Genomic DNA, 18,324 nt, shown 5'->3' with positions numbered 1-18,324 from the left:
TGTCGGCGATGAAGGAGGCCTTTACTATTCCTCTTCAATCAATTCCACATCAAGGCAAAGACTCTGCAGTTCTTTTACGAGAACGTTAAACGACTCCGGCAGGCCTGGTTCTGATGTATTTTCACCCTTAACAATCGCTTCATAAATCCTCGTTCGGCCGGCAACGTCATCCGACTTGACGGTCAAAAATTCCTGCAGCGAATACGCGGCGCCGTAAGCTTCCATGGCCCAGACTTCCATTTCACCGAGTCTCTGCCCGCCGAACTGGGCCTTCCCGCCCAGAGGCTGCTGAGTGACCAGTGAGTACGGACCGATGGATCTGGCGTGAATCTTATTGTCCACAAGGTGATGCAGCTTGAGCATATAGATCATACCCACCGTGATCTCCTGGTCGAAGGGTTCGCCCGTGCGGCCGTCATAGAGCGTCGCCTGCCCCTTCGACGGAAGACCCGCCAGTTCCAGCATATCCCGGATATCCTCTTCACTGGCGCCATCAAAGACCGGCGACGAAACGGCTATGCCGCGCTGAAGCCTGCGCACAAACCTCGTGACGTCCTCTTCCGTTGCCCCGTCGACAAATTTGTCAAACTCTTTCGACGAGTAGATGTTCTTCAACTCGTCCCGAACGGGGTTCCGGCTTGAATAGCGCTCCAGCAGATCATTGAGCTTTTCGCCCAGTCCTTTCGCCGCCCAGCCGAGATGCGTCTCAAGGATCTGGCCCACATTCATTCGTGAGGGAACCCCCAGGGGATTCAGCACGATGTCGACGGGCCTGCCGTCCTTGAAATAAGGCATATCCTCTTCCGGCAGGATTCTGGAAAGAACACCCTTGTTTCCATGCCGTCCCGCCATTTTATCTCCGGCTTGAAGCTTTCTCTTTATGGCGATATAGACCTTCACCATTTTGATCACTCCGGGCGGCAGTTCATCGCTGGCTTTGAGCTTCTCCATCTTCTCATTGTAGTAAGCCTCGACGAGCTCGATCTTGTTATAGAGGTTGGTCATCATGCGGACGACCGCCTTCTCGGTCTCGTCATCATCCACGAGGGAAATTTCCTTCCACAGATTCAGGGGAATCTCATTCAAAATTTCAGGGGTGATGACATCGCCTTTTTTGAGGCATATTTTCTTTCTCTTCGGATCCACAATCCGGGCACCGGACTGTTTTCCCTGAAGCAATGAGCTGACGTCCTTCTTCACGGTTTCCGTAACGATCCGGATCTCGTCATCCCGGTCCTTTTGAAGCATCGCTGCCGCTTCATCTTCAATGTACTGAGACCTCAGATCCTTCTCCGCTCCCTTGCGGGTAAAGATCTTGGCATCGATGACGGTCCCCTCGACACCCGGCGGAACACGGAGCGAGGTGTCCCTCACATCGCTGGCTTTCTCTCCGAATATGGCGCGGAGGAGTTTTTCTTCGGACGACAGCTGGGTTTCCCCCTTGGGGGTGATTTTACCCACCAGGATGTCGCCGGCCTTTACGGAGACACCCATCCGAACGATTCCGCTGTCATCGAGATTGCGGAGGGCCTCTTCGCCGACATTTGGAATATCCCTCGTGATATCCTCCTTGCCGAGCTTGGTGTCCCTGGCCATGGTTTCAAATTCTTCAATATGGATGGATGTGTAGATATCCTCCTTAACGATCCGTTCACTCACGAGGATGGAGTCTTCATAGTTGTACCCCCCCCAGGACATGAAGGCGACCATCACATTGCGGCCCAGGGCGAGTTCACCATTATCCGTGGCCGGTCCATCAGCGATGATGTCGCCTCTCTTGACCCGGTCCCCCTTGTTGACGATGGCCTTCTGGTTGAAGCAGGTATCCTGGTTGGAGCGCTGATATTTGATCAGGGTATAGATATCGACGCCTGTATCGCTGTCCTCCTTTTCTGCGTCCTCGCACTTGATGACGATTCTGGAGGCATCGACGCTCTCGACAACCCCGGATCTCCTGGCAACCACAACCGCTCCGGAATCCCGGGCGACAGCCCTTTCCATGCCGGTTCCCACGAGAGGGATCTCCGGCCTCATCAGGGGAACCGCCTGCCGCTGCATGTTCGATCCCATGAGGGCGCGGTTTGCATCGTCATGTTCAAGAAAGGGGATCAGCGTCGCCGCGACGCTGACCAGCTGATTCGGAGATACGTCAACCATGTTGACGTCCGAGGGAACCACCGAGACAAAGTCTCCACCCTTTCTTGCCGAAATCAGCTCCCCGATGAAGCTTCCGTCGGGATTCACCGGCTGGTCGGCAGGGGCGACCACCAGGTTTTCCTCTTCAATGGCTGTCAGAAATTTGATATCCGGCAGGACCCGACCCTCCTGCACCATGCGGTAAGGCGTCTCAATAAATCCGAACTCATTCACCCTGGCGTACGTGCTGAGGGAAACGATCAACCCGATATTCGGTCCTTCCGGTGTCTCCACGGGGCAGATTCGACCGTAATGGGTGGGATGAACATCCCGCACCTCAAACCCGGCCCTTTCCCGTGTCAGGCCGCCGGGGCCCAGGGCGGACAGTCTCCTCTTATGGGTAATCTCGGACAGGGGATTGGTCTGGTCCATGAACTGCGAAAGCTGGCTGCTGCCGAAAAACTCACTGACCACTGCGGACACGGGCTTTACATTGACGAGGTCATGAGGCATCATGGTTTCGATGTCCTGAAGGCTCATTTTCTCCTTGATCGCCCGTTCCATGCGCACCAGACCGATACGGTACTGGTTTTCGATCAGCTCGCCGACGGAGCGCACCCTCCTGTTACCGAGGTGATCAATGTCATCCACACTGCATTCCGGAACCCCGTTTTTAAGGTCGATGAGATATTTGACGGCGGCCATGATGTCTTCGTTTCTCAAGACCGTCACGTCCGTGGAAACATCCAGGTGAAGCTTGTAGTTCATCTTCGCCCGCCCGACCGCGGACAGATCGTAGCTTTCGTTCTCAAAGAAGAGGCTGTTGAAAAACTTCTGCGCCGTATCGGGCGTCGGCGGATTGCTTGGCCTCAAGCGGCGGTAGATTTCGATGATGGCATCACCGGAGTTCTCCGTCCGGTCAACCAGCAAGGTGTCCCGTATGGAGGTGTTTGCCATATCCTCGCCGATCTGAATGACGCTGAGCTTCCGGATCCCCTTTTCCCGGATCGCGTCAACGGCTGCGGCAGTCAACGCCTCATTGCAGCGGAAGATGACCTCTCCCGTTTCCGGATCCAGGACATCGGCCGCCAGAATTCTTCCCGGCAGCTCCTCGACCTCCAACGGAATCCGATCAACATGCTGCTCCTTGATTTTTTTGAAGATCGTCTTGGTGATGCGGCGTCCCTTCTTGAACAGGACGTCACCCGTATGAATGTCCCGAATATCGTCAGACAGCTTGTGGCCGACGAGAGATTCTTCGACAGCTACAGCGAAGGAATCTCCTTCGCAGAAGACGTGTTCCACATCATAAAAGTAATTAAGCAGATCTTCCGTGGAGTAACCCATCGCCTTGAGAAGAATGGTGACGGGCATCTTCCTGCGGCGGTCGATGCGGACATAGAGCAGATCCTTGGAATCAAATTCCAGATCCAGCCAGGATCCTCGGATGGGAATGATCCTGGCTGAATAGATCAGTTTTCCGCTTGTTAACGTTTTTCCTTTATCATGGTCGAAAAATATGCCTGGGGATCGGTGCAGCTGGCTGACGATAACGCGTTCCGTTCCATTGACGATGAAAGTCCCCTTTTCCGTCATCAGAGGAATCTCACCGAAATAAATCTCCTGCTCTTTGATGTCCCGGATGTTTTTCTGATCGGACACGCGGTCCGTATCAAAAACAACGAGCCGCACGACGATCTTAAGGGGAGCTGCATAGGTCATCCCCTTCTGAATGCACTCGTTGACGTCATAACGAACAGCCCCTATCTTATAGCTAACAAATTCCAGCGAACATTTCCCACTGAAATCCGAAATGGGAAAAACGCTTTTAAAGGCACCCTGCAGACCGTAATTCTTTCGATTTTCCGAAGCCACCTTCTCCTGGAGAAAAATCTCGTAGGACCTGACTTGAATGTCAATCAGGTTGGGAACTTCCAGAATTTCCTCGATACGGCCAAAGTTTTTTCTAAATTCGCCCATGGCATTCCTAAATAATAGTTCGGGCACAATGACTGTGCCCTTGTTATATTCAATTATTTAACTTCGACGGTCCCGCCGACTTCTTCAATCTTCTTCTTGATGTCAGCGGCCTCATCCTTGGATACCGCTTCCTTGATGGGTTTTGGTACACCTTCCACCAGGTCTTTCGCCTCTTTCAGGCCAAGGCCCGTGATGGCCCGGACAACCTTGATGACCTGGATTTTCTGATCGCCGAATCCCGTCAGGATCGCATCGAATTCCGTCTTTTCTTCGGCTGGCGCCGCCGCCTCCGCCGGGCCCGCAACCGCGGCAACCGCTACAGGGGCCGCCGCCGACACACCGAATCTCTCTTCCAGTTCCTTGACCAGCTCGGACAGTTCCAGAACGGTCATCCCTTCAATGAATTTCACAACATCTTCTTTTGTAATATCCGCCATTTTCTATCCCTTCCTGTGTGTTTTGTTTAATGTTCCTCAAGGAATGGGCCTTTAATTGCCCTCTTCCTTTTTAGCTCGATATCCATCCAGCACCCGGACAAACCCTCGCGGCACAGCGCTGAGTACATTGACCAGCTGCGTCTGAACGCCCACCATTACAGAAAGCATCTTGGCAAGCAGAATCTCCCTGCTGGGTAGTTCCGCCAACGCCTTCAACTGCTCAATCGTAATGACCTTATCGCCCAACATGCCGACTTTAAGCTCCAATTCTGCATTCTTCTTCGCGAAATCAGACAGAATCTTACTCGGCTCCACGGGATCGCCATAACTGAGAATCAAAGCCAACGGCCCTTTGAAATGGTCCTGCAATGCCTCAAGGGAAGTATCCCGTGACGCGATGTTCAAAAGGGTGTTTTTTACAACTTTCAACTCCGTGTTAGACTTCCGCAGGTCATTTCGCAGGGCTGTCATCTTGGCGACATCGATTCCTCTGAAGTTTGCCAAAACGGCCAGCTTGAATGACTTGACCTTCTGGTGGAGCTCAACGGCAACCTGCTCTTTCGTTCTCCGATCCAACCTTAACCTCCTTTCTCGCCCGCCACGCGATGGGCATGGCGGAATAAATTATCTTCCCGGGAAATCAGAACCTGTTACTAAGGAATTAAAAAAATAGGAGAACTGAGCAGCACACAGGAACATACACACAAACTTATGGCACTGAAGCATGACTCTGCTTCACTCAATAGCTATCTCGGCAGGCCGATGCGCGCATCGTTTAAACCCTGTACCTGCTGTCTCAGATTTCTCTATTTAGTGGTATGATTTCACATCTGCCTTGAACTGATTAAAACAGAAGTAATTTGAATTCTTAAAGATTTCTCAAATCCAGCGGATCGACCCTCACCCCGGGTCCCATCGTCGAGGAAACCGCAACCCCTTTGATATAGGTTCCCTTGCTGGTGGCGGGTTTCAACTTGACGATCATTTCCATGAGAGCCTGAATGTTTTCCATCAGCTTCTCCGGGCCAAAGGATACTTTTCCCACCGGGCTGTGGACGATTCCTGCCTTCTCCACCCGGAATTCGACTTTACCCGCTTTGACATCCCTGACGGCCTGGGCGACATCGAAGGTCACCGTCCCCACTTTCGGATTAGGCATCAATCCCCGGGGGCCGAGAATCTTCCCGAGCTTACCGACATTCCCCATCATATCGGGTGTTGCGATCACACGGTCGAATTCAAGCCATCCCCCCTTGATCTTTTCGATGTATTCATCGGATCCGGTGTAGTCGGCTCCCGCGTCCATGGCTTCCTTTTCCTTCTCGCCCTTCGCAAAAACCAGAACCCGCACCGATTTCCCCAATCCGTTCGGCAGAACGACGCTGCCCCGGACCATCTGATCCGCATGGGCCGGGTTCACACCGAGGCGGACAGCGGCCTCGACCGTTTCGTCAAACTTCCCCCTTGCAGAACTCGTTACAAGTTCCAGGGCTTCGGAAAGCGTATAGCGGTGTCCCGCCTCTACCTTCTCTTTCGCAGCTAGATATGTCTTTCCCCTTTTTGGCATGATTCAACCTCAATGTACAGTTTCGACCCGTCGTGACGGACAGCATCCTCTTTTTCAGGGTCTCAGCTGGTTTTTTTATAGAATCGATCTTTCCGTCTTCCCTGAAAAACACTTCAGGCAACCGCAGATGGCATGGCCCGCAGCTTAATCGGCGATCTCAATCCCCATCGATTTCGCCGTCCCTTCGACGATCCGAATCGCCCCTGCCATGTCCACGGCGTTCAAGTCCTTGTACTTCAAATCGGCAATCTCCCGCACCTGCTGTGCCGATACCGTCCCCACCTTGTCCCGCTTCGGGTCACTGGCGCCCTTGGCGATTTTTGCCGCCTGCTTCAGCAGTACGGAGGCAGGGGGCGTTTTTGTGACAAAGGTAAAGGACCGGTCCGCATAAACGGTTATCAGCACGGGGATGACCGTCCCTTCCTGGTTTTGCGTCAAAGCGTTATACGCCTTGCAGAATTCCATGATATTAACGCCATGCTGGCCCAAAGCCGGACCGACCGGCGGTGATGGTGTTGCTTTTCCCGCTTTGAGTTGAAGTTTGATATTAGCGATGACTTTCTTGGCCATAATATAACCACCTTACGTTATGATCTTGAGGCTGTCCGGACGGTTTCTTCCTGATCAGCTCTGAACAACCTGAATAAAATCCAGCTCCACCGGCGTCGGTCGACCGAAGATGCTGACAATGACTCTCAACTTTCCCTTCTCAGCCTTGACCTCGTCGATCACTCCATCGAAATTTGTAAAGGGACCATCCACGATGGTCACATGGTCACCCACTTCAAATTTGAACTTGGGCTTGGGCTTCAAGGTCCCTTCGTCGATTCTCGTTTTCAGCAGCTCCACGTCCCGGTCGGGAATAGGCGAAGGTTTCTCCCTGCTTCCGATGAATCCCGTCACCTTCGGAGTATCCTTCACAAGGTGCCACGTATCATCGTCCAGCTCCATCTTTACAAGAATGTACCCCGGAAAGAACTTGCGCTTCGACGTCTTTTTCGTACCGGACACCAGTTCGACGACATCCTCTTCGGGAATCAGGATGTCTGAAAAACGGGACTGCATGCCTGCGGCCCCTATCCGTTCCTGCAGAGACTGTTTCACCTTGCTTTCGAAACCGGAATATGTATGCACGACATACCATTTGAAAGCCATAGTATTTTAACCTAACACCAGCTTGATCGTCTTGGTAAGGCCGAAATCTACGATCCCGAGGAAGGTGGAAACAATGAAGACAACGATAATGACCACGGAGGTGGAAGCCAAGGTCTGCTTCGGCGTGGGCCACGTCACCTTTTTAAGCTCCGCCCTCGCTCCCTTTAAAAACAGGCTTATAATTTCGATATAGCCCTTCAACTTGATCATTATATTTCCCATGTCCAGGACCCTTGACCTACTAAAAAAAATGGCAGGCCAGGAGGGACTCGAACCCCCAGCATCCGGATTTGGAGTCCGGCGCTCTATCCATTAGAGCTACTGGCCTGTAAGTGTCGCGCAAATATGATTCGCCTATTTGGTCTCCCTGTGGAGCTTGTGTGAACGGCAGAACCGGCAGTATTTCTTTATTTCAAACCGACCCTGCATCGTCCTCTTGTTCTTGGTTGTCGTGTAATTCTTCTGCTTACACTCCGTACATGCCAAAATAATAATATTACGCATACCTCTCCTGCCTGCACACCACTGGAGCCCACGACCAGGATTGAACTGGTGACCTCATCCTTACCAAGGATGTGCTCTACCGACTGAGCTACGTGGGCGTTTATGATTTTATCTGCGTTACTTCCTGACTTTTCGCGGTTCGTTCCTGCCTCTCCAGGATGCAACATGCTGCGCAATCGATTTCTTCTGCCATTACGCCGGAAGACGTTATCAACCCCGCACATTCCTGAAATGGAACTAAATGGAGCGGGAAACGGGATTCGAACCCGCGACCCTCAGCTTGGAAGGCTGACGCTCTAGCCCCTGAGCTACTCCCGCTTACCGATGGAATTCGATGGATAAAACCCGGAAAGTTCCTGTACCAAACCTTCATCCTCCGTAAGGGAGGCAGTAAATGGTGGAGGGGGGAGGGTTCGAACCTCCGTAGGCTGAGCCGACAGATTTACAGTCTGCTCCCTTTGACCGCTCGGGAACCCCTCCAATTTTAAAAATACTCAATCTGGAGCTGGCGATGGGACTCGAACCCGCAACCTGCTGATTACAAATCAGCTGCTCTACCGATTGAGCTACGCCAGCACAAACTCATTCACAAGTTGCCTCAAGAGTCCGATTCTCGGAAACAATGCGAGAAAAACCCTGAAGCGGTGAACTTAATTGGATTGCCTACGTTTGTCAAGTAAATTTTAAACAATCTTTTTCCCGGTTTTCTCTGCCTTTGTGGAACAATCCAACTATTTTTTCCATCAGTCCGGCCCTGCCATCCCCCCAGGTTCTTCAATGATTTCAGCGGAAAAGGCGTAGATAGCCGCACGTTCATCCTGCCAGGCGTCGTTGGGCAACCCGGCCTTATAGCAGGTCTCCTCGAGAAAAGTCAAGGCATCCCAGCCATATTCCGTCGCTACCTGAGGCAACAGCAAGCCCGAACGATTTCCCAGCACGATGTACAGTCCATGTTTTCCGACTTCGATTTCTTCCGGGCGCTCTATTCTTTTCAAGGGTGACAGCACGGATATCTCTACGGAGATTTCCCCCAGTTCATCACGGCTCAAGGGGGAAAATCTCGGGTCTTGAAAGGCGGCGGCCAGGGCCATTTCTCTCACGGCCTGTTCAAGAGGCCTGAAGGGCTGTATATACCCGATGCAACCCCGCAATTGTCCCCGCTTCTTGAGGGTGACAAACACGCCCCTTTTCTCCTGAAGTACCGAGGGAATTCGGCTGTCCCCCGGCGTCTCGCACAATTCTCCACCAGCCTGGAGCTTCCCTTCGATCGTTGAACGGACGATCTCGAGCAGGGCCTTTCTTTCTCCTTCCGACAGGCTCATCCCTATTCCCCCCTGTAGAAAACGGAGGCGGCATATCCGACGACACCGCTTCGATCCCCGGTCACATCCCCGGAATTCGCGTACGTTAAAACTGCCGCCTTGTCCGCACCCAATCCTTTAGCCACCATCACCGTCACAGCCGCCGGCCCGCCACCGCAGGCCTCACCGACTCCCCTCTGCAGATCCCTCAATAAGCCCTTCTCGTCCATTCTGCCGAGATGATCGAGAATGCGCCTGTCCATTTTAATCGCTTCCTCGTAGTTGTGATAGTGGGACAGATCCGAGCTGCCGACAACCAGAATGTTCTGATTCCCGGCGCTGGAAATGATGGCATCGGCCAGCATTCTGCAGGTCTCTTCATCCTGATCGCCCATGATCAAAGGAACAAAGAGGAATGCCCCGAGTGCAACCTGCAGAAAGGGCAGCTGAATTTCCACGGAATGCTCCTGCAGATGTACATCCGGCAGAAAGGAAATTCGAGGGCTCCCTTCGAGAAGCCCGGCGGCGACGGACTCATGGACATTGACGATGCCCAGAGGCGTTTCATACCCTCCCTGGTTGAAAAGGGAGACACCCCGGAAGTAGGATCGGTGACTCGGACCGATCACGAAGACGACATCGTAAGCCTTCCCCGTGATCTGCTTATAGGCGTGTGCCGCAACCTGTCCGGAATACATGTATCCCGCATGGGGTGCGACGAGACCGAGAATCTCCCCCCCAATCGGGTCATCCGGCACTTTCTTGAAATAATCAAGGATATCCCGTTCGAGAATTCGAGGATTTCCCGGGTACCATGAACCTGCAATCAGGGATTTTTTAATATAGTCCATAGCGAACTCCTCCGTTCCATGGCAGCTTTCAGGCTGGAACGGTTTCTTCCAGCCGCCGCGCTGCATCTGTTGTGGCTGGTTCCTGATTCAAAGGGACGTTCCGGATCGCCCCTTGGCCAGTCCCCTGCAGGCTTCCGTTATTTCAGACGCCAGACCATGCCTTCCGGCGTATCGGCCACCACAACCCCCATCTCGAGCAGCTTCTGACGGATCTCATCCGCCTGCGCCCACCGCCCCGCAGCACGCAGGGCCTCTCTCTCCTTCATCAAGCGCCTGGCCTCCCCGCTGATCTGCTCCTCTTCAAACTTCATCACTCCGAAAACGGAATCGACCTTCTTCATGGCCTCCAGGACCGAATCGCGCTGCTCAAGGGTCAAGAGGCCCCCGGCAAGGGGGACACTGACTTTCTTGACGAAGGCGAAGAGGGCGGCCAGCGCCCCGGATATGTTCAGATCATCATCCATGGCGCCGATAAATCCCTGCCGGAGATCGTACATCGACTGCTCCAGTTCGGGATAGCCGCTGCCGGCCTTGAAGCGGATCAGACGCTGGATGAAGCCATTGAGTTTGAGGACCGTATATTTTGCCGTATCCAGGGCTCCAAACGAAAAGTTAAGCGGTTTCCGATAATGTGAGCTGAACAGGAAAAACCGGACCTCCCTGCCGGAATAGCCTTTCTTCTCCAGGTCCTCAAGGGTCAGGGCATTGTTGAGCGACCGGGACATCTTTTTTCCGCCGACCATGACCAGGTCCGTATTGATCCAGTAATTCGCGATCTTCCTGCCCGTGGCGGCCTTGCCGATGGCCATGACATTCTCGCAGTGGGGGAAGATGATATCGGAACCGCTCGCATGGATGTCGAACGTCTCCGCCAGGTAATGCCGGGCAATGGCGGCGCATTCGAGGTGCCAGCTCGGCCGGACGTTACCCCAGCGGGTTTTGAAGAACACGCCCCGCTTCAGCTCACTGAGCGTGGATCGCTTCAAGAGGGTAAAATCAACGGGGCTGTCCTTTTCATAGTAATCCAGATCAATCGTCCGTCCGTGTTGAACCCGGGTGAGGTCGACATTGGAGAGACATCCGTAATCTCTTAATTTCGAGATGTCGAAATAAACAGACCGCAGTTTTTCATAGGCAAATCCCCTCTCGACCAGTTCATCCACCAGCTCCAGCATGCAGTCAAAATTCTCGCTGGCCCGGGGATAATTCTCATCCTTTTTGATGCCGAGCTTTTCGATGTCACGGAGAAAGGCATCGGCGCAGCGGGCCGTATAGACGGCCAGATCCGTATTTTCCCGCTCGGCGCCCCGGATGGAGCGGTCCGCAAGGTCGATAATGTTCAGGACATGCTTAACCGGATAGCCTCGAAATTCGAGATAGCGGCGGATCAGGTCGGAGACCACGAACCGGCGATAGCTGCCGATGTGCGGGACTTCATGGATCGTGGGGCCGCAGGAATGCATCAGGACCATCTCCGGATTGATGGGCCGGAAGAAGGTTTTGCTCCGTGACAGGACATTGTAAAACCGGATGGTCGATTCTTCCTTGTCCATGAACAGCTCGGTGCTCAGGTACCGCTCACCGCTGTCGGGAAAGATCACAACGATGAAGCCTTCGTCCATCTCTCGAGCCTTCTGCATCGCCACGTACATGGCCGCCCCGGAACTCATCCCCGCCAGAATGCCCTCCTCCCGGGCCAACCTTCTGGCCGTCTCATAGGCATCCTCATCCTGGATATGGACTTTTTCATCAAGCCTCTGCTTATCAAAAATCCCGGGCACGTAGGATTCCTTTAAATTTTTCAGGCCCTGAATGCGGTGCTGAAGATAGGGCTCCACTCCCACCACCCGGACCTCCGGATTGTGCTCCTTCAGCCTTCGAGACAGCCCCATCGCCGTCCCTGTCGTTCCCATGGTGGCGATGACCGTGGTGACCTTCCCATCGGTCTGTTGCCAGATCTCCTCTGCCGTTCCGTAATAGTGAGCCAGGATGTTATCGGGATTGTTAAACTGGTCCGGGACGAAATAGCGGTCCGGATTTTCCCGCATCATGCTGTAGACCTCTTCAATGGCACCGTCCGTCCCCATGCCGGCCGGGGTAAAATACAGTTCGGCCCCCAGGGCCTTGAGAATTTTCTTCCTTTCCTCACTGGCCGATTCCGCCATGGCCAGGCACAACCGGTAGCCTTTGGCCGCCGCAATGAGGGCGAGCCCTATGCCCGTGTTGCCGCTGGTCGCCTCCAGTATGATTTTATCCGGGGTCAGTTCCCCCCGCTTTTCAGCTTCGCTGATCATGTACAGGGCCGTCCGGTCCTTGATGGATCCACCCGGGTTGAAACTTTCCAGCTTGGCATAGATCTTTACCTTCGGATTCGGATTCAACCTGCGAATCTCAACAAGTGGCGTATTGCCTATCGACTCAATAATATTGCTGTAGAGTTTCTTCATCTTTCTCTTTTCAGTCCAACACCGCCTTTTGATCACGGCTGTGCCGCTTGTCTGCAACACTGTTCCTACCACCGGAAAGGGACGATCCGTGGGTGTCATCTGTCAGGACGCGGGGGTGAAAATATTAATGATGGCTCTGGACTTTGCCTTTGTGAAAGTTCTGTTCGGGTGTGATCTTCATTTAATGAAATAACGGCGGCCTGCCGGCTTCCGGGTGTCGACCCCGGCGCATTGTTCGCTGTGATCTTCTCTCCGACGGGGACCTGGAATCAGCTGTCCAGCTTGGGAAGGGGAACCTTAATAAATTTCACGCCTTCGTCCTTCAACGCATCCTCTTCCCGCTTCGTCGTAGTCCCCTTGATGTTTCTCGGATCCTCCTTGCCGTGAAAGATGTTCAAGGCCACTTCCGCAAAACGCTCGCCGACATCCTCGAAGTGTTTATTGATGTATTCGTGAAATTTCTGCAGCACGCTTGGCCGATGGGCCTTGGGGGAGTTCTTTTCGGAATCCCTTCCTGAGTGTCGCGTCACGATCTTCGGCGAAGAAGGGAGTTCCCGGGCTTCAAAGCTTCCACAAACCGGACAGGCAATCATCTTCTGCTCCTTCTGTTTCTCGAAGGCCTTCCGGTCCTTGAACCACCCCTCGAATGTGTGTCCTTTTTCACATTTCAGATCATAAATAATCAAGAATACTACCTCTTTAATTATCTTTCCTCTTCAATACCATGTTAACAGTCAAAAAACAATAGAGCAGCAGCACGACGGGTCGGACAACAGGTATCTTCCAGCAGGATCTGGTGAAAAAGTCTTCAATTTACGCCATTCGACAGCGGTTTTTCAAAGGTGCAGGGAAATATTTTATTTTGGATCATGCAAATAAAGATGGACATTTCCGGATAAATTTTATATGAACATCCCCCTGTCGGGATGTGGCCCAGCTTGGTAGGGCACTGCGTTCGGGACGCAGGAGTCGCGCGTTCAAATCGCGCCATCCCGACCATTTTTATCCGCCCACCACGGAAGCCATCTGGAAGATCGGCAGATACATGGCGATGATCATTCCGCCGACAACACCCCCCAGAAACACCATCATGAAAGGTTCCAGGAGCGCGGTCATGGCACTTACCGCCGCGTCCACTTCATCATCATAAAAATCAGCGATTTTAGCCAGCATGGCATCCAACGCGCCGGTGTGCTCCCCTACCGCGATCATCTGAACAACCATGGGAGGAAACAGCCCCGATGCTTCAAGGGGTTCTGCGATCGTTTTCCCTTCACTGATACTGCGCCGCGTGTTCATCAGCGCCTCCTCGACGATCTTGTTTCCGGACGTTCTGCTCACAATGGCCAGGCCGTCGAGAATGGGAACGCCGCTGCTCATCATTGTGGAAAGGGTCCGGGTGAATTTGGCCACGGCTACCTTTTTAAGGAGCGGTCCGAAAACGGGCAGCTTCAGAAGCGCCCGGTCCACAAGAACATTCCCCTGTTCGGTTCTGTAAAACTGCTTGAAGGCGAAAATCGCGGCAATGACCGCCGCAACCATATAAACGAAATAGTGCTGCATGAATTCGCTGCAATTGACCAGGAACTGAGTCGGCGCCGGCAGGGCACCACCCATATCGGCAAACATTTTCTGGAATACGGGAATCACCTTCAGAAGCAGCAGCGTCACCACGCCGATGGAGATTACCAGGACGCTGATCGGGTACGTCATGGCTCCCTTGACCTTGCGTTTGAGTTTCATGGCTTTTTCCATATAGGTGGAAAGTCTTCCCAGGATGACATCCAGAATGCCGCCGCTTTCTCCGGCTGCAATGAGATTGACAAAGAGTTCGTCAAAAATCTGAGGGTATTTTTTCAGCGCATCCGTCAAAGAAGCTCCACCTTCAATATCTTCCTTGATGGCCGTGATGACCTTGGCGAAGGTTTTGTTGGTTTCCTGCTGCCCCAGAAGATCAAGACATTGAATCAGGGGAAGGCCGGAGTCGATCATCGTCGAAAAGATACGGGCAAAAACGACAACCTGCTTCTCTTTGACTTTCTGTTGAAGAAACGGCAGATATTCAAGAAGGTCCTTGGGCTTTTTCCTGATCGATATCGACCGATATCCCTGCCTCCGTAGCAGCCTTTTCAACGCCGCTTCATCGGCAATCTTCATTTCACCTTTCTTGACCTCACCTCTGCGGGTGGTTGCTTCCCATACTAACTCCGTCATGACGACAACTCCTTCTTATTCAGGACGCTCCGTGAAAAAAAACCGTGGCAACTCTTCCAGATAGCAAAAGGCATTGGAAGAAATTTTATTTCAAGAAACGTTCCCTGTTGTCGTCCCGGCTTGCACCCTGTTCCAACATGAGATCGATTCGGCGGGCGGAGCCGACGCGGTCACAGGCAAAATCGGGTTGGGAAGCCGAGAAGAGGGCCGATGAAAAGAAGTGGTTTGATCAGGGAAGGGGATTGTTACCGCTGTCCTGCAGGATGGCGGGATTGTTTCCGCCGGATTTCATGCAATACAATCCCCGCTGAGACGGATACATTGAGCGAATCGATTTTCCCAAGCATCGGGATGGAGATGAGGAAATCGCACTTCTTCCGGATGAGGGGCCGCATCCCCTTACCTTCAGCCCCCATGACCAGACCTACGGCCCCCGAATAATCCGGGGCCGATACGGATTGGGAGGCCTGCGCGTCAGCTCCGAAAATCCAGAAGCCCCGCGTTTTGAGTTCATCAAGGGCACGGGCCATATTGGCGACACGGGCCACCGGGAGATGGCGGACAGCCCCTGCGGAGGTTTTAATAACGGTGGCTGTCACGGAAGCCGCACGATGCTCGGGAAGGATGACCCCGTTGGCGCCGAAACAGTGCGCCGTTCGGATAAGGGCACCCAGATTGTGGGGATCTGTGATCCCGTCCAGAATGAGCACCAGATCGTACAGGCAGGACGGATGCCGATTGGCGATCACCGCATCCAGGTCCTGGTAGTGATAAGCCCTGCATATGCCGAGTACGCCCTGGTGAGAAGCCTTCCCGGTCAGTTCATCCAGGTGCGACCGCTCCCGGACCTCAACAGGCACACCCTGTTGAGCGGCCAGGATTCGAATCTCGCGGATCGCCGCTTCGGTCCGACCCCGGGCCAAAACGATTTTCTCCACGCCCCCGCGGCCGCTGATCAGCGCCTCCTTCAAAGGATTGACGCCATAAATGACTTCCATGGACATCCCTGCCGATCCGGTACGTACGTGAGGCCCATCTCGAACAAGACCCCGAATAATCCCGCCAGGGCGATAGAGAACCGCCGGCGGACATCAAGCCTGATGCGGGGCGGCCGTGGAGATCCGCCACCGGGAAAACCCCTCCAATCTGAGGGGAACTTATCCCGCCGTCAGCCCCCGGGCGATCTCTCTGCAGAGTTCATCCGCAGCAGCCACGGGGTCTTCCGCCGTCTGAATCGGCCGACCGACGACCAGGTAATCCGAGCCCCGCCGGATGGCCTCTTCAGCGGTGAGGACGCGCTTCTGATCATCTCCGGCCACCCTGGCCGATCCGCGAATCCCCGGCGTTACGATGGCAAAGCCCTCGCCGCATGCCTTCCGGATCGCCTCGACGTCCTGCGCCGATGCAACGACCCCGGAAAGACCGGCGTCCCGGGCCATGCGCGCCAGCCTCAGAACCAGCTCCGCCGTTGAGCAGGAGAAGCCCAGGGCCCTGAGATCGTCGTCGTTCAGGCTGGTCAGGACCGTCACCCCGAGAACGACCGGCTCGGGAAGCTCCCGCTTCCGCGCCGTCTCCCGCACGGCCTTCGCGGTCTCTGCCATCATGCTCATCCCGCCCAGCGCATGGACATTGAACATGGCCACCCCCATCTCCACGGCGCCTTCAGCGGCTCTGGCAACCGTATTGGGGATGTCATGGAACTTGAGATCCAGAAAAACCCGTGACCCCGCCTTCTGGATCTCCTCGACGAGCCTGGGGCCGAAACGGGTGAAGGCCTCCTTGCCGACCTTGAACAGCCCGACATGCCCCGTGAGAAGCCGGACCCAGGACATGGCCTCGTCGAATCCCCTTCCCATGTCCAAGGCAAAGATGAGCTTTTCCCGCGCCGCCTCATTCGACATAGTCTTCGTCACCGATAAATTCTGTCGTATCATCAACGATGAGCTTAAAATCTTCCTTGGCCCCCATGAGATATTCCGGGTGGGAAAAATAAACCTTGTTATCGGCAATTTCCCGGAGCGCAGCGACAATCTCCCGGTTGTTGCGTGTATTGGTTAATGGTTGCGAACCTTTCAAAAGCTGCTTGGATCGTTTCACCGCCAGCAGAACCAGGGCGAAGCGGTTCCCGGTAACTTGCAGAGCGTCTTCAACAGTTATTCTTGCCATGCTGAACAGGCCTCCCTGAAAAATATATTCCCTGTGTTAATCCTCTTTTTCCTCATCGAGGATGTCCTGAATCTGTTTTATTCTTCTTTCCGTCCGGCTTTTTTCAGCCAGATAAATCGCCTGAAGAGAGTCGACCGCCCGATCCAGTGAATCATTAAAGATGACATAATCATACCCGAGCGCCTCTTCTATTTCCTGAAGGACCTGGCCCAGGCGTTTCTTTATTTCGGCGTCCGATTCTCCCCTGTTTTGCAGCCTCGACTTCAACTCAGCCAAAGAGGGAGGCAAAACGAAGACATAGATACCACCGGAGTAATTCTTTTTCAATGTCTTTGCCCCCCTCATTTCGATATCCAGGAGCATATCCCGACCCTGATCCAAAAAGCGGTCCATCATTTTCCCGGATGTCCCGTAACAGTGACCGTAATTCTCCTCCCATTCGGCAAATTCACCCTGCTCGATCCGTTCCCGGAATTCCGCCTCGGAAATGTAGAAGTAGTCCTTTCCGTCAACTTCTCCCGGTCTGGGTTTCCTGGTGGTATAGGAAACGGAAAATTGAACCTCGGGATGCCGTTCGAAAAATTTTCGGCGGATAGACGTCTTGCCCGCACCGGAGGGAGCGGACAGGACGAGAAAGATTCCCCTGGGTCTCCCATCGGACTTATTCAATATTCTGCACCTGCTCTCTCAATTTCGCCAGTTCACTCTTGATCTCGATCACCCGCCGGGAAATTTGGGCGTCGCTGCTCTTGGAACCGATTGTATTGATCTCCCTGCCCATTTCCTGGATGAGAAAGTCAATTTTCCTTCCCACGGCCTCCGCGCTGTTCATCATGGCCTCAAATTGTTCGAGATGGCTGCGGAAACGGACGGTTTCTTCCGTAATATCGCTCCGCTCCGCCATGACCGCCACTTCCTGGGCCAGGCGCGCCTCATCGACGACCAGCCCCTTGGTCAATTCCTGAACGCGGGCTACCAGGCGGGCGTGATATTCCTCGAGGAGCACCGGCGTTCTCTGGACGATCCCGTCGAGAGATGTGCGGATATAGCCAATCCGGTCCACGAGATCCCGATAGAGGATGTCTCCTTCCGTCTTCCGCATAGCCTTCAGCTCCGCCAGCGCTTCATAAAAGACCGGCTCCACCTTTCCCCAGCAGGCCTGCAAATCGGGGATCGCCTCCACGGGGGTCATCACGTCCTTGAAGCGCGACAACAGCTCCAGGGTAATCTCATCCGCAAGATTCAATTCATTTTTCATCTCAACCAGCAGAGAAAAATAATTTTTCAACAAGGGCAGGTTGAGGGAATATCGGTTTTCACCCTCCCCTCCATTGTCGGCATCCATCTTGATGGACACATCAATCCGGCCGCGGGAAAAGTGCTCGCCGACCTTTCTTTTGATCTCCATCTCCATCGGGAGGAAAAGGTTTGGGAGGCGAAGGGACACCTCCAGGTATCGGTGATTGAGCGACCTCATCTCAACCACGATCTTTCTTGTGTTATCCGTGGATTCCGCCCGTCCATAACCGGTCATACTGCTGATCATGTCTTGTTCCCCTATTCCTT

18 protein-coding genes and 6 tRNA genes are annotated in these 18,324 nt (G+C 53.7%); 1 reads left to right on the top strand and 23 read right to left on the bottom strand.

All coding sequences use genetic code 11. The annotated features are described in order from the left end of the window. Positions 1-24 precede the first annotated feature (24 nt). The 17 genes from rpoB to ACJ77P_RS02255 form a co-directional block, all read right to left on the bottom strand. The gene (gene rpoB, locus ACJ77P_RS02335; RefSeq protein WP_367360689.1) at positions 25-4,116 is read right to left on the bottom strand and encodes a DNA-directed RNA polymerase subunit beta; all 4,092 of its coding nucleotides are present in this window, start codon (positions 4,114-4,116) and stop codon (positions 25-27) included. A gap of 53 nt (positions 4,117-4,169) precedes the next feature. Continuing rightward, positions 4,170-4,553: a 50S ribosomal protein L7/L12 gene (gene rplL / locus ACJ77P_RS02330; RefSeq protein WP_367360690.1), complete on the bottom strand. Its 384-nt coding sequence runs from the start codon at positions 4,551-4,553 to the stop codon at positions 4,170-4,172. 51 nt (positions 4,554-4,604) lie between these two features. Beyond that, complete coding sequence (gene rplJ / locus ACJ77P_RS02325; protein ID WP_367360691.1) at positions 4,605-5,129, bottom strand: 50S ribosomal protein L10; 525 nt, start codon at positions 5,127-5,129, stop codon at positions 4,605-4,607. A gap of 292 nt (positions 5,130-5,421) precedes the next feature. Continuing rightward, a complete protein-coding gene (rplA, locus tag ACJ77P_RS02320) occupies positions 5,422-6,120 on the bottom strand; it encodes a 50S ribosomal protein L1 (protein WP_367360692.1) in 699 nt (232 codons plus the stop codon). Between the two features lie 144 nt (positions 6,121-6,264). Continuing rightward, the gene (gene rplK, locus ACJ77P_RS02315) at positions 6,265-6,690 is read right to left on the bottom strand and encodes a 50S ribosomal protein L11 (RefSeq protein ID WP_367360693.1); all 426 of its coding nucleotides are present in this window, start codon (positions 6,688-6,690) and stop codon (positions 6,265-6,267) included. Positions 6,691-6,744: 54 nt separating this feature from the next. Then, positions 6,745-7,275 carry a transcription termination/antitermination protein NusG gene (nusG, locus tag ACJ77P_RS02310; RefSeq protein ID WP_367360694.1) on the bottom strand — a complete coding sequence of 177 codons (531 nt, stop codon included), beginning with the start codon at positions 7,273-7,275 and terminating at the stop codon, positions 6,745-6,747. A gap of 6 nt (positions 7,276-7,281) precedes the next feature. Further along, complete coding sequence (gene secE, locus ACJ77P_RS02305; RefSeq protein WP_367360695.1) at positions 7,282-7,485, bottom strand: preprotein translocase subunit SecE; 204 nt, start codon at positions 7,483-7,485, stop codon at positions 7,282-7,284. A gap of 41 nt (positions 7,486-7,526) precedes the next feature. After that, a tRNA-Trp gene (locus ACJ77P_RS02300) sits at positions 7,527-7,603 on the bottom strand. Positions 7,604-7,629: 26 nt separating this feature from the next. Further along, positions 7,630-7,779: a 50S ribosomal protein L33 gene (gene rpmG / locus ACJ77P_RS02295; RefSeq protein WP_011416199.1), complete on the bottom strand. Its 150-nt coding sequence runs from the start codon at positions 7,777-7,779 to the stop codon at positions 7,630-7,632. A gap of 22 nt (positions 7,780-7,801) precedes the next feature. Further along, positions 7,802-7,877: transfer RNA gene (locus ACJ77P_RS02290), tRNA-Thr, on the bottom strand. A gap of 144 nt (positions 7,878-8,021) precedes the next feature. Beyond that, positions 8,022-8,097, bottom strand: a tRNA-Gly gene (locus tag ACJ77P_RS02285). Between the two features lie 77 nt (positions 8,098-8,174). Next, positions 8,175-8,259 (bottom strand) — tRNA-Tyr (locus ACJ77P_RS02280). A 20-nt stretch (positions 8,260-8,279) separates the two neighbouring features. After that, positions 8,280-8,355: transfer RNA gene (locus tag ACJ77P_RS02275), tRNA-Thr, on the bottom strand. 167 nt (positions 8,356-8,522) lie between these two features. Beyond that, the gene (gene amrA, locus ACJ77P_RS02270; protein WP_367360696.1) at positions 8,523-9,101 is read right to left on the bottom strand and encodes an AmmeMemoRadiSam system protein A; all 579 of its coding nucleotides are present in this window, start codon (positions 9,099-9,101) and stop codon (positions 8,523-8,525) included. 2 nt (positions 9,102-9,103) lie between these two features. Beyond that, positions 9,104-9,931, bottom strand: coding sequence for an AmmeMemoRadiSam system protein B (amrB, locus tag ACJ77P_RS02265; protein WP_367360697.1), 828 nt, complete (start codon positions 9,929-9,931; stop codon positions 9,104-9,106). 137 nt (positions 9,932-10,068) lie between these two features. Then, positions 10,069-12,378, bottom strand: a complete 2,310-nt coding sequence (gene cysS, locus ACJ77P_RS02260; RefSeq protein ID WP_408998884.1) for a cysteine--tRNA ligase — start codon at positions 12,376-12,378, stop codon at positions 10,069-10,071. A gap of 269 nt (positions 12,379-12,647) precedes the next feature. Next, positions 12,648-13,064, bottom strand: a complete 417-nt coding sequence (locus tag ACJ77P_RS02255; RefSeq protein WP_367360699.1) for a DUF1178 family protein — start codon at positions 13,062-13,064, stop codon at positions 12,648-12,650. A gap of 236 nt (positions 13,065-13,300) precedes the next feature. Between ACJ77P_RS02255 and ACJ77P_RS02250 the strand changes: the two genes are divergently transcribed. Further along, positions 13,301-13,377 (top strand) — tRNA-Pro (locus ACJ77P_RS02250). A gap of 3 nt (positions 13,378-13,380) precedes the next feature. Here ACJ77P_RS02250 and ACJ77P_RS02245 read toward each other — a convergent pair. From ACJ77P_RS02245 to ACJ77P_RS02220, 6 genes are all read right to left on the bottom strand, one after another. Next, positions 13,381-14,592, bottom strand: coding sequence for a type II secretion system F family protein (locus ACJ77P_RS02245; protein ID WP_367360700.1), 1,212 nt, complete (start codon positions 14,590-14,592; stop codon positions 13,381-13,383). A gap of 245 nt (positions 14,593-14,837) precedes the next feature. Further along, the gene (gene rlmB / locus ACJ77P_RS02240) at positions 14,838-15,590 is read right to left on the bottom strand and encodes a 23S rRNA (guanosine(2251)-2'-O)-methyltransferase RlmB (RefSeq protein WP_367360701.1); all 753 of its coding nucleotides are present in this window, start codon (positions 15,588-15,590) and stop codon (positions 14,838-14,840) included. Between the two features lie 159 nt (positions 15,591-15,749). Beyond that, positions 15,750-16,493 carry an orotidine-5'-phosphate decarboxylase gene (pyrF, locus tag ACJ77P_RS02235; RefSeq protein ID WP_408998883.1) on the bottom strand — a complete coding sequence of 248 codons (744 nt, stop codon included), beginning with the start codon at positions 16,491-16,493 and terminating at the stop codon, positions 15,750-15,752. Continuing rightward, entirely contained in the window at positions 16,483-16,758 is a 276-nt protein-coding gene (gene rpoZ, locus ACJ77P_RS02230) for a DNA-directed RNA polymerase subunit omega (RefSeq protein ID WP_408998882.1), read from the bottom strand. The genes pyrF and rpoZ overlap by 11 nt, the downstream gene beginning before the upstream one ends. A 36-nt stretch (positions 16,759-16,794) precedes the next feature. Then, positions 16,795-17,427 carry a guanylate kinase gene (gene gmk / locus ACJ77P_RS02225; RefSeq protein WP_367360704.1) on the bottom strand — a complete coding sequence of 211 codons (633 nt, stop codon included), beginning with the start codon at positions 17,425-17,427 and terminating at the stop codon, positions 16,795-16,797. Beyond that, complete coding sequence (locus tag ACJ77P_RS02220) at positions 17,420-18,304, bottom strand: YicC/YloC family endoribonuclease (protein ID WP_367360705.1); 885 nt, start codon at positions 18,302-18,304, stop codon at positions 17,420-17,422. Before ACJ77P_RS02220 ends, gmk begins: the two co-directional genes overlap by 8 nt. Positions 18,305-18,324: the final 20 nt, after the last annotated feature.

Origin of the sequence: Syntrophus buswellii (genome assembly GCF_046097065.1) — a bacterium.
GTDB lineage: Bacteria > Desulfobacterota > Syntrophia > Syntrophales > Syntrophaceae > Syntrophus > Syntrophus buswellii.
This window is presented reverse-complemented; position numbering and strand designations above follow the sequence as displayed.